9 protein-coding genes are annotated in these 11,626 nt (G+C 61.0%); 8 read left to right on the forward strand and 1 reads right to left on the reverse strand.

Features of this window, described 5'->3' with window-relative positions:
* Positions 1-141: 141 nt before the first annotated feature.
* On the reverse strand, positions 142-1,248 hold the full coding sequence (locus tag KUV51_RS18715) for a porin (RefSeq protein ID WP_222522967.1): 1,107 nt from the start codon (positions 1,246-1,248) through the stop codon (positions 142-144).
* Positions 1,249-1,449: 201 nt separating this feature from the next.
* On the opposite strand from KUV51_RS18715, the gene KUV51_RS18720 reads away from it, so the two are divergent.
* The 8 genes from KUV51_RS18720 to repB all read left to right on the forward strand — a co-directional run bounded on the left by KUV51_RS18720 (position 1,450) and on the right by repB (position 11,622).
* On the forward strand, positions 1,450-2,484 hold the full coding sequence (locus tag KUV51_RS18720; RefSeq protein WP_222522968.1) for an AraC family transcriptional regulator: 1,035 nt from the start codon (positions 1,450-1,452) through the stop codon (positions 2,482-2,484).
* A 140-nt stretch (positions 2,485-2,624) separates the two neighbouring features.
* A complete protein-coding gene (locus KUV51_RS18725) occupies positions 2,625-3,698 on the forward strand; it encodes a replication initiator protein A (protein ID WP_222522969.1) in 1,074 nt (357 codons plus the stop codon).
* Between the two features lie 424 nt (positions 3,699-4,122).
* Entirely contained in the window at positions 4,123-5,844 is a 1,722-nt protein-coding gene (locus KUV51_RS18730) for a PHA/PHB synthase family protein (RefSeq protein ID WP_222522970.1), read from the forward strand.
* A gap of 3 nt (positions 5,845-5,847) precedes the next feature.
* Positions 5,848-6,621, forward strand: a complete 774-nt coding sequence (gene fabI / locus KUV51_RS18735) for an enoyl-ACP reductase FabI (RefSeq protein WP_222522971.1) — start codon at positions 5,848-5,850, stop codon at positions 6,619-6,621.
* Complete coding sequence (locus KUV51_RS18740; protein WP_261385930.1) at positions 6,611-8,020, forward strand: bifunctional enoyl-CoA hydratase/phosphate acetyltransferase; 1,410 nt, start codon at positions 6,611-6,613, stop codon at positions 8,018-8,020. The genes fabI and KUV51_RS18740 overlap by 11 nt, the downstream gene beginning before the upstream one ends.
* Positions 8,017-9,195, forward strand: coding sequence for an acetate/propionate family kinase (locus tag KUV51_RS18745; protein ID WP_222522972.1), 1,179 nt, complete (start codon positions 8,017-8,019; stop codon positions 9,193-9,195). Before KUV51_RS18740 ends, KUV51_RS18745 begins: the two co-directional genes overlap by 4 nt.
* 197 nt (positions 9,196-9,392) lie before the next feature.
* The gene (gene repA / locus KUV51_RS18750) at positions 9,393-10,610 is read left to right on the forward strand and encodes a plasmid partitioning protein RepA (RefSeq protein ID WP_261385931.1); all 1,218 of its coding nucleotides are present in this window, start codon (positions 9,393-9,395) and stop codon (positions 10,608-10,610) included.
* 22 nt (positions 10,611-10,632) lie between these two features.
* Positions 10,633-11,622, forward strand: coding sequence for a plasmid partitioning protein RepB (gene repB / locus KUV51_RS18755; protein ID WP_222522973.1), 990 nt, complete (start codon positions 10,633-10,635; stop codon positions 11,620-11,622).
* Positions 11,623-11,626 lie beyond the last annotated feature (4 nt).

Genomic DNA, 11,626 nt, shown 5'->3' on the forward strand with positions numbered 1-11,626 from the left:
CGGACGCGGCAGGGCTCAGCCCGTAGTCTAGGCACGGGATGGCACGGGTGCGTTGACCTGCGTCAACCTGGCGAATGATTGGATGGAAGATGCCGATGGCCCGCGCATCTGACGCCAGCGGGCCATGGCAGGGTCAGGACCTCAGAACGTCCACAATGCCCCCAGAACGATGGTGGAATTGTCCTGGAAATCGCCGGTGCCGTCGGAATAGTCGTATTCCTGGTAGGTCAGGTACAGATCCGTGTTCAGGCGGCTGACCTCCTGAACGACACCAATGCCCCAGACATCCGAATCCGACCCATCCACGTTAAAGTCGGACCCGTCCCAGTAGTGCAGACCAAACCCGGTCTTGCCCATGGCAAGCCAATCGGCCTCGTAACTTACCTTGGCATAGTAGTAACGCGGATCGCTGCCCGCATCGTCATCACGATCCCCGGTTGCGACGGTAAATCCCAACCCGTTCTGCAACAGGACAGAGGCGGAGGCGACGATGTCCGACCGATCCGCAGTGTTCAGATCACGGCGCTGGTAGGCCAGACCCGCCGACAATTCGGCGCCGCCCCCGATGGTGGCGTTGTAGAATACGCCCACGTCGTAATATTCACCCTCATCTTCCTGATCGAGAATGTTCTCACCTGCGGATGCGCTAAAGGTGAAACCGGAGATATCCGGTGAATCGTAGCGGATGCGCCCCCGGCGGGAACCATCGAAGTTGTCGGTGGTGTCGGCAATCGCGGGCCCGCTCAGCACGTCAAAGCCATCCCGGAACAGGAAACTGGCATTGGAATCCGCCGTGTAGGAATACAGCGCCGTGCCCACATAGGACAGGTCCACCTCGGCCACACCGTCCGCAGCCATGCTGCCCTGCCCCAGCGACACACGGCCCCAGTTTCCTTCCAGCGAAAAGTCGAAGTGCCGGATGTCATCGCGGGTAAAGCGGCTGTAGTCGGATCCGGCCTGGCTCACCTCGGTCGAGTTGGGCAGGCCCAGACCAGTCTCAAGCCGGAAACGAAATATACTGTCGCCGAAAGCGGCGGCATAGCGCAGGCCGACACGGCTGCTCGACAGATCATTGTCCAGCAGGTTGGTTTCAGTGTCGCGCCCATCATCGACAGAGATGATGGCCGGGTTGAGCTGACCGTAGAAGGTGACCGTCGCACCGGAGCCCAGCGTGTACTCCAGATCGGCCAAGGCCGGACCCGACAAAAGGATCAATCCTGCGGTGGTGGGGATAAGTGGCGATTTCATCTGAGCCCTCGCATCTTGCCATTGCGCATCCCGGCCTTCCTGACAAAAAAACGAGATGGCGACCTACCGCAAACACCTCGCAATTCACACAAAGACCGGGAAAAATTCTTTCATTCCCAACGCTATAGACACGACAGAATGACGAAATGGCATCTTCGGACAGATGCTTGATAATTCCGGCCAAATACATACCTGCCGCACATGAGACAGCTGTCCAACTTGCGCACTGCAACCGGCATCCGTGCCGTTTGCGATGTTGCACAGGACATGGGCCTGGACCCGGCAGAGGTCCTCAAGGACACCGATCTTGCATACGAAGAACTGGTCGAACCCGACAGGCAGGTCACCTGGCTTCAGGAGGTGCAGGCGATCCGCAACATCGTTCGCTGCGCGCCTCGGGACATCGGACTGGGCGCGCGCGCAGGCCGCAAGCTGCACGCCTTTGCCTATGGTGTCTACGGCTTTGCCCTGCTGACCGCACCGACCTTGCGGGCCTCGGCCCGGCTCTCCATCGAATTCATGAAGCTCTCGACAGGACTGACCACCTACTCGGTCGAGGAAACGAGTGATCGGGTCCGGATCAGGTTCGACATGACGGACCTTCCCCCAGACACGCACACCTTCGCGATCGAAGCACAGTCCGTGATCACCATGGACTTCATTGCCGAGATGCTCGGCACCCCCGACTTCAACGACATGGTGGTCGAAACGCCCTATACGGACACCCGCTATGTAAATGATATCGAAGAGGAAATCGGCACCGAGGTCAAAGGATCGATGCCCGGTTTCGCGCTGTCGTTCTCCTCCGCGCTGTTCGATGAGCCCCTGCCGAAGTCGGACCCGGCCACGTTCCAGTACTGCGTGGACCAATGCAAGGCATTGCTCGAACAACCGGATGTGCAGCCGGACCTCTGGTCGCAAAAGGTCAGGGACGTCATCCACGAAAACATCGGCGAAGAGCTGAACATCCAGACCGTGGCCGACCTGCTTGCCACCACCGAACGCACCCTGCGACGCCGCCTGTCCGAAGAACACACCAGTTTCCGCGAGCTGTATCTGGACGCGCGGCTGTCCCGCGCACGCGATCTTCTCGAAGTCTTTGGCCTTCATGTGGACGCGGTGTCGTGGCGCGTGGGCTATTCGGAACCGGCCAGCTTCACCCGCGCCTACACCAAGCGGTTTGGCGTCTCACCCGGTCAGGCACGGCTGCACAAGTCCTCTGTCGGCTCGGGCTAAAGGCGATGCGCGGCACGGCTTTCAAGGTCGACTTGTGCCAAAATCCACCGCCACAACAACATCTTGAAAATATCGGTACATCGGGAACGCAAAACTCGGTATAACGGGAACACGCCAGATTCGGTACATCGGGAACGGACGTGTCAGACAAACAGGTAGACCTCTTCCTCGATCAACTCGCCGACGCGCCCGTCAAGGACGAGCGCGCCCTGATGGAGTTTCCCTTCTTTTCCCTGCAAAAACGGCCCCGCATGACGCCCTTCGTCTTCGACGATGGGACCGTCAAGATCGAGATTCAGCCGGGCCACAAGGGCATCGCCACGATCTGGGACAAGGACATCCTGATCTACCTCACCTCGCTGGTGAACGAACGCATCGAGAGCGGCCGGTTCGAGGTGGACACCTCAAGCACCATCCAGGACAGGACGATCACCTTTTCCGCCTACGACTTCCTCAAGGTCACGGGCCGCAGCTCCGGCAAGCGCGCCTACGAGCTGTTCCTCGACGCGCTCGACCGCCTCCGCTCCACCAACATCCTCACCAACATCACCGCAGGCGACGAACGCGAACGCCGCGGTTTCGGCTGGATCGAGGATTGGCGCGTCATCGAACGCACCAACCGGCGCGGGCAAAAGGTCATGGGCGCGGTCGAAGTCACCATGAACCGCTGGATGTTCAACGCCATCGTCAAGGACCGGCGCGTCCTGACCATCAACCGCGATTACTTCCGCCTCTCCAAAGGGTTAGAACGCCGCCTCTACGAGCTTGCCCGCAAACATGTGGGTCGCCAGCCCGAGTGGTACATCGGCATCAAACGACTGGCGGAGAAATGCGGCTCCATCGACACCGAACGCAAATTCAAGTTCCGCATCAACGAGATTTGCGAGGCCGGGACCATCCCCGACTACCATGTCGAAATCGTGGATCCGGCTGCCGTTTCCACCCCGTTCAAGACCAAGGGCAAGCAGGCGCTGGTCCGCTTCCAGCCGAAATTCGACGACCAAAATGTTCCCGATGTACCGACATCGCAGAACCTCGACGTCGCCCACTCCGTGCTGACCGAGGTCAAGCACGCGAACCCCGAATACGACATTCAGTACATCCTCGGCGCATGGCAGGAATGGGCCACGAAAAAGGACGAACCGGTCAAAAACGCCAACGCGGCCTTCCGTGCCTTCGCCAAAAAATACATCGAGGCCAATCCGATCTGGTGACTCGGTACAACGGGAACACTCTATCGGTACATCAGGAACAACCACATCGGTACATCAGGAACGGCTTTTCGGTACAACGGGAACGCATCTTCGGTACATCAGGAACAGCGAACAAAACCAACAGCTTGGATTCCCTGACTCTTTCCCGACCCGTAACGAATTAACAAACTTAACCAAATTTCTAACAGAAATAACCAATCAAGGGCTTTCCCCGACCCGGTGCGCGTCAACAAAAAGCACAAATTTACTTAGAAAACCGCGCCCCAATGCCAATCAAAGTGTTCCCGAAGTACCGATAACGCGCGTTCACCAACCTGACTGACGCAAATGGCAAGTTTCCGCCGACCTGTTCGGCAGTCTCACGCTTGTGATGCTGCACCTGCATTCCTACCTGCGACCAGAACCATCAGGCGGAGGCGCGCAGATGAAGGACTTCGAGAACGAACCCAATCCAACCAAGGCACTGCCAGATCACCCGATCCGCAAACTGCTGTCCTCCATGACGCACGGCATATCCCCCGCTGCCGAAATCAACATGTGGACCGACTGGGCCCTGCACCTCGCAACCGCCCCCGACAAACAACTGGCCCTCGCCCGGCAAGCCCAGCAAAATTGGACCAGCTGGCTGCAATTCATGGCCAAGGGATGCCCCACCGACCCCAAACACTGGCCCGCACATCCAAAGAAAACCGACCGCCGCTTCACCAACCCGCTCTGGACAAAACCCCCCTACTCCGCCTGGGCACAAGCCTTCCTTCTGGCCGAAGACTTTGCCAACAGCGCCACCTCCGACATCCCCGGCCTCACCCCCGCCCATGATCGGGCCATGACCTTCATGGTCCGCCAGATGCTTGATGCCATGGCGCCCAGCAACTTCCTGGCCACCAATCCGGAAGCGCTCAAACGAACGGCGGAAACCAGCGGTCAGAACCTGATCGAAGGCGCGTTTCACGCCTTTGCAGACACGCAGAACACCCTTCAGGGCACCCGCAAGAAACCGACCAAAATCGTGGGCAAGGACGTCGCCGTAACCGAAGGCAAGGTCGTCTTCCGCAATCATCTGATGGAGCTGATCCAGTACGCGCCAGCGACAGACACGGTACATCGGGAACCGATCTTGATCGTGCCCGCCTGGATCATGAAATACTACATCCTCGACCTCAGCCCCGACAATTCGATGATCCGCTACCTCACCGAACAGGGCTTCACGGTCTTTGCCATCTCCTGGCGCAACCCCACCTGCGAGGATGCAGACCTCGGAATGCTGGACTACCTCAAACAGGGTCCAATGGCCGCCCTCGACCACATCTGCGCCACCACCGGCACGGACAAGGTCCACGCCACCGGCTACTGCCTCGGCGGCACACTCCTGTCGATCGCCGCCGCCCAAATGGCCCGCGACGGCGACAAGCGACTGGCCAGCCTCACGCTTCTGGCCGCCCAAACCGACTTTACCGAGGCGGGTGAACTGATGCTTTTCATCAACGAAAGCCAGGTCTCCGTGCTCGAGGATGTGATGGACGAACAGGGCTGCCTCGAAGCTGACCAGATGATGAGCGCCTTCCAGATGCTGCGGTCCAACGACCTCATCTGGTCACAGGTGATCCGCCGCTACCTCATGGGCGAGGCCGAACCGGAGATGAACGATCTCATGTCGTGGAACGCCGACAGCACACGGATGCCCGCGCGGATGCACTCCGAATATCTGCGCCAGATGTTCCTCAACAACGACCTTGCGACCGGACGCTACCATGTCGACGGGCGGGCTGTTTCCCTGCGCGACATCCGCGTTCCCATCTTCGGCGTGGGCACCGAAACCGACCACATCGCGCCATGGAAATCCGTGTTCAAGATCCACGATCTGGGCCATGCCGACGTCACCTTTGCCCTGACCAATGGCGGCCATAACGCCGGTGTCGTGTCGAAACCCGGCCACAACCGACGCCACTACCGCATCCACACCATCCGCGACGATGAAAACACGCTCACACCCGAGGACTGGCTCGAGGCCGCGGAGATGAACCAAGGCAGCTGGTGGCCCGCCTGGACGGAATGGCTGTCCAAGCGGGCAGGCGACAAAATTTCACCCCCCGAAATGACCGGCGCGCTGGAGGACGCACCGGGCACCTATGTCAAAATGGAGTAGGCCATGTTGCCCAAATCCCGGCTTCTGACCGGCAAGAAGGGGCTCGTCGTCGGCGTCGCCAACGACCAGTCCATCGCCGCAGGCTGCGCGCGTGCGTTTCACCTCTCTGGCGCCGATCTGGCCCTGACCTATCAGACGGAAAAATCCCGTAAATTCGTGGAACCGGTCGCCCAAGCTGTAGACGCCGATATCTTCATGCCCCTCGACGTCACCGACGACGCGCAGACAGACGCGATTTTCGATGAAATCCGGACCCGCTGGGGGCGGCTCGACTTCCTGCTCCACTCCATTGCCTTCTGCCCTCGTGAAGACTTGCATGGCCGCGTCGTGGACTGTTCGAAGGACGGGTTCGGGATCGCCATGGACATCTCCGTCCACTCCCTGATCCGTCTCGCCAAACGCGCCGAACCTCTGATGGCAGACGGCGGTACCATCCTCACAGTGTCCTATCACGGCGCGGAAAAGGTGGTGGACAATTACAACATCATGGGCCCGGTCAAGGCGGCACTTGAGGCGACAACACGCTATCTAGCCGCCGAGTTAGGGTCGAAGAACATCCGTGTGAACGCCATGTCCCCCGGCCCGCTTCAGACCCGCGCGGCCTCCGGCATCGACCATTTCGACGCGCTGATCGACGACGCCCGCAAACGCGCCCCACTCAGCCAGCTGACCACGATTGACGAGGTTGGCGCGATGGCCGCCTGCCTGGTCTCTGACCTCGCCCGCTCCGTCACCGGAAACACCGCCTATATCGACGGAGGACACCATGTCGTCTGATCTCAATCCCAGCATGGGCTTCATCGAAAACCGCCCCTTCGACGACATCGAAGTCGGCGACAGCGCCGAGCTGGTCCGCACCCTCACCGCGCAAGACATCGACGCCTTTGCCGTGGTGTCGGGCGATGTGAACCCGGCCCATGTGGATCACGAATTTGCAGAGGAAGACGTCTTTCACAAGGTCATCGCCCACGGCATGTGGGGCGGTGCCCTGATCTCCAATGTCCTTGGCACGCAACTGCCCGGACCGGGCACGATCTACCTGGATCAGAGCCTGAAATTCCTCAAGCCCGTAGGCATTGGCGACACTGTGACAGTGCGTGTGACGGTCACCGAAAAACACGCCGAGAAAAAGCGCCTCACGCTCGGTTGTGTCTGCACCAATGGCGACGGAAAACCGGTGATCACCGGGCAGGCGACCGTCATGGCCCCGACCCAGAAAGTCCGCCGCCCCCGCGTCGTGATGCCCGACCTCGTGATGCACCGTCGTGGCGCGGCCCATGACAGGTTGCTGGAAGCCGCGAAGAAGCACCCTGCCCTGCCCACCGCCGTCGTGCATCCCTGCGATGCAACGTCTCTAACAAGCGCGATAGATACGTACGATCAGGGTCTGATCCACCCGATCCTCGTTGGCCCCGCCCACCGGATCCACGCGGTTGCCAAGGCCGAAAACTTGGATATCAGCGCCCTCGACATCATCGACACCCTCCACAGCCACGCCTCCGCCGAACAGGCCGTGAAACTGGTCCGCGAAGGTCGCGCAAAGGCGCTGATGAAAGGCGCCCTGCACACCGACGAAATTATGTCCGCCGTGGTCTCCAAGGCCAATGGCCTGCGTAGCGAACGGCGGATGAGTCATGTCTACGTCATGGACGTCCCCACCTACCCCAAGCCGCTGCTGATCACCGACGCCGCGATCAATATCGCGCCCGATCTGCAGACCAAGGCCGACATCGTCCAGAACGCCATCGACTTGGCCCACGCCCTGGGCATCGACACGCCCAAGGTCGCGCTCCTGTCGGCCGTCGAAACCATCACCCCCCGGATGCAGTCCACGGTCGAGGCTGGCGCCCTTTGCAAGATGGCTGACCGAGGCCAGATCACAGGCGGCGTGCTGGACGGCCCGTTGGCCTTTGACAACGCCATTTCCATGCGCGCTGTGGCGTCCAAAGGGATCAAGTCGCCCGTCGCGGGGCAGGCCGATATTCTGGTCGCTCCTGATCTGGAAGCCGGGAACATGATCGCCAAACAGCTCATGTATCTTGCGGGCGCCGAGGGCGCGGGGATCGTGCTGGGCGCGCAGGTCCCCATCATCCTGACCAGCCGCGCAGATGACCGCCGCACCCGCGTCGCATCCGCCGCAATCGCTGCGCTTTTCAGCGGGGCACTTGTGCGATGAGCCGCGCCATCCTGACGCTGAACACCGGTTCGTCCTCTCTGAAATTCGGCCTTTATCGCAATGGCCCGGAACCCGAGATGCTGCTCACCGGGCAGGTCGACGGGGTAGGGGGCAACGCTCGGCTGGAATTGGAGCGAGACGGCGCCGAGACCGCCCGGAAAGTCGACGCCCCGACCCACGCTGTTGCGCTGGAGCAGGTCATCTCCGCCCTGCGTCCGCACATGGCAGGTCTGACCATCTCCGGCGTCGGGCACCGTGTCGTTCATGGCGGTCCGAAGTTCGCGGAGCCGATGGTTCTGACGCCCGACGTGCTGATGGCCCTCGCGGAGTTCTCGCCCCTTGCGCCGCTGCACCAGCCGCATAACCTGGCGGGGGTCGAGGCGGCACGGGTGGCCTTTCCCGAGGCGGTACAGGTGGGGTGTTTTGATACGGCCTTTCACCGGGGGCATCCGTGGGTCAACGACACCTTCGCGCTGCCGCGGAATTTCTATGATGAGGGGGTGCGCCGGTATGGGTTTCACGGGCTGAGTTACGACTACATCACTGGCGTGATTGCGACCGAGGATCCCGGGCTGCACCGGAAGCGAATGGTCATTGCGCACCTTGGAAACGGCGCGTCGATGTGTGCTGTGCGCGAGGGGAAGAGCGTTGGCTCGACCATGGGCTTCTCGGCCTTGGATGGGCTGCCGATGGGGACGCGGTGCGGGCAGATTGATCCCGGAGTTGTGCTGTATCTGATCGAGCAGCGGGGGATGGACCCCAGCGATGTTTTGGCGATGCTGTATCGGGAAAGCGGGCTTTTGGGGCTGTCTGGGCTGACCAGTGACATGCGGAGTTTGCTGGGCTCGGATGCGCCCGAGGCGGGGCAGGCGATTGACTATTATGTGTTCCGGGCGCGGCGGGAGATTGGGGCTTTGACGGCCGTGCTGGGTGGGATTGATGCGCTCGTTTTCTGTGGGGGGATCGGGGAGAATGCTGCGGTGATCCGGGCGCGGATTGTTGAGGGGTTGGAGTATTTGGGGATTGGGATTGAACCCGATGCCAACCTTCGGAATGATCGAGAGATCGGTGTCGAACCGACGCGGGTGATGGTTATTCCGACGGATGAGGAGCGGATCATTGCGCGGGCGGTGAATGTGGCGCTGTCGGAGCGGGCCGTGCGGGTTGCTGAATAGTTTTGACAGCCGTGCAAATCGGATTACGCTTTTGGAAACAATAGGTTACAGCATATTCACGGTTTCTTAACCGTCCCGGAAGACGGCATTCTACTGCCTATGTGCCACAGAAAACTGTTGTGGATAAGTACACGCTGCGGTAATCACAGTTCAAGAGCACAAATCGCGCAAAAAGCGATATTACATGAGGCGGCAGCATGGGAAATCCCCTGTTAGAGACTGATATGGCCCCTTTGCCTTTCGATGAGATCATCCTGCGGCAGGGGGAGTTGATCTCGGACAGGCTGAACATTCTGCGGCAGGAACAGTATCCGCCGAACGCGCAGAAAGGGCTGCGGTCCTTTTCGCTGGCGGAGGTGGCGTATTTCCTGGGCGTCACGCAATCCACGATCAAGAAACTCCATCTGGAGGGGAAGGGGCCGGAGCCGGAAACCTCGCCGTCGGGGCGTCGGTCCTATACCGCCGAGCAGATGCTGGAGTTGCGCCGATACCTTGATGCGCATGGCCGACCGGGCAAGCGGCGGTATGTGCCGCACCGGGCCGAGGGTGAAGAGCTGCACGTGATCTCGGTCGTGAACTTCAAGGGCGGCAGCGGCAAGACGACCACGGCAGCCCATCTGGCGCAGCATCTGGTGCTCAAGGGGCACCGGGTGCTGGCAGTGGACCTGGACCCGCAGGCATCGCTGACGGCGCTGCATGGGATTCAGCCCGAATTAGACTCTGTTTCGTCGCTGTATGAGACGCTGCGCTACGACGAGGAGCGCCAGCCGATCAGCGCGGTGATCCGGCCCACGAATTTTCCGAACCTCGACATCGTGCCCGCAAGCCTCGACCTGCAGGAATACGAGTATGACACCCCCGTCGCGCTGACCAGCAGCGACCCGACGGAGGGGCGGACGTTTTTTACGCGCATCTCGAAGGCGCTGGAGGAGGTGGAGGACCAGTACGACATCGTGGTCATCGATTGCCCGCCGCAGCTTGGGTATTTGACCCTAACCGCGCTCACAGCGTCGAGTTCGGTACTGATCACGGTGCATCCGCAGATGCTGGACGTGATGTCGATGAGCCAGTTTCTGTTGATGCTGGGTGGCATCCTGCAAACCATCCGCGAGGCGGGGGCGGAGATGCGGCTGCAATGGTTCCGCTACCTGGTGACGCGGTTCGAGCCGACGGATGGGCCGCAAAAGCAGATGGTCGGCTTTTTACAAGCGATGTTCCCGGAACAGATGCTGGAAGCGCAGATGGTCAAGTCCACGGCCATTTCCGATGCGGGGATCACCAAGCAGACGCTGTACGAGGTCGAGCGGGGGCAGTTCGTGCGCGCGACCTATGATCGGGCGATGGGGTCGCTGAACGCGGTGAATGACGAGATTACGGGGCTGGTGCATCAGGCCTGGGGCCGCGACCTGCCGTAACGGGCGAGACTAGGAGGATGACATGGCGCGAAAAGACCTGTTGAAATCCGTGATCGGGCAACCGACCGACACGCCGAGCGGGGCAGGGCGGTCGAGCTACGCCATGCGGGGTGCGTCGAAGTCGATGAAGGTGTCGATTGACAGCCTTGCCGAGAATTCGAAGCGCCTGATGGAAGGCGAAACGATTGTCGAGATTGATCCGGCGCTGGTCGATGTGTCCTTTGTCAGTGACAGGTTGAGCGGGGATGACGAGGCGTTTGACGATCTGAAGGCGTCGATCAAGGCGAGCGGGCAGGATACGCCTGTGCTGCTGCGTCCGCACCCCGATGCGGCGGGGCGGTACATGGTGGTCTTTGGCCATCGCAGGGTGCGTGTGGCGCGCGATCTAGGCCGGTCTGTGCGGGCTGTGGTCAAGGATCTGGACGATGTGGGCCATGTGCTGGCGCAGGGCCAGGAGAACACGGCCCGCGCCGATCTGTCGTTCATCGAGAAGGCGCAATTTGCCAAGAACCTTGCCGATCTGGGGCAAGAGCGGGAGGTGATCCAGCAGGCGCTGACCGTCGATGCAAGCCGGTTGTCGCGGATGCTGTCGGTGGCGCAGACCGTGCCTGAGGTGATCGTGCAAGCCATTGGCCCGGCCAAGCAGATTGGCCGGGACCGGTGGGAAGAGTTCAAGAAGCTGATGGCGGATGATGCCAATCAGGGCATTGCGCTGCGCATTGCGCGCACCGACGGCTTTGACACGCTCGACAGCGACACACGGTTCGAGTTGATGCAGACCAAGGTGGCCGAAGCGGGCACGCTGCCCAAGCGCAAGCGGGCGCGCACCGTGGCCCCCAAGCGCACCTGGACGGCCGGAGAGGGCCGGATCAAGGGCGTGGTGGGCCGCAGTGGCCGTGCTTACAGCATTTCACTGACGTCGACCGACGGGCCGGCCTTTGGCGATTATCTAGCGGACAATCTGGATCGACTTTATGCCGAGTTTCGCAAGGGATCGGAGGGCGGTTCCTGAGCCC

The organism is Tateyamaria omphalii (assembly GCF_019802125.1).
GTDB lineage: Bacteria > Pseudomonadota > Alphaproteobacteria > Rhodobacterales > Rhodobacteraceae > Tateyamaria > Tateyamaria omphalii_B.

Coding starts and splice junctions, on each gene's coding strand:
- fabI (WP_222522971.1), top strand. CDS start 5,848: ATGTTGCCCAAATCCCGGCTTCTGACCGGCAAGAAGGGGCTCGTCGTC.
- repA (WP_261385931.1), top strand. CDS start 9,393: ATGGGAAATCCCCTGTTAGAGACTGATATGGCCCCTTTGCCTTTCGAT.
- KUV51_RS18745 (WP_222522972.1), top strand. CDS start 8,017: ATGAGCCGCGCCATCCTGACGCTGAACACCGGTTCGTCCTCTCTGAAA.
- repB (WP_222522973.1), top strand. CDS start 10,633: ATGGCGCGAAAAGACCTGTTGAAATCCGTGATCGGGCAACCGACCGAC.
- KUV51_RS18740 (WP_261385930.1), top strand. CDS start 6,611: ATGTCGTCTGATCTCAATCCCAGCATGGGCTTCATCGAAAACCGCCCC.
- KUV51_RS18720 (WP_222522968.1), top strand. CDS start 1,450: ATGAGACAGCTGTCCAACTTGCGCACTGCAACCGGCATCCGTGCCGTT.
- KUV51_RS18715 (WP_222522967.1), bottom strand. CDS start 1,248: ATGAAATCGCCACTTATCCCCACCACCGCAGGATTGATCCTTTTGTCG.
- KUV51_RS18730 (WP_222522970.1), top strand. CDS start 4,123: ATGAAGGACTTCGAGAACGAACCCAATCCAACCAAGGCACTGCCAGAT.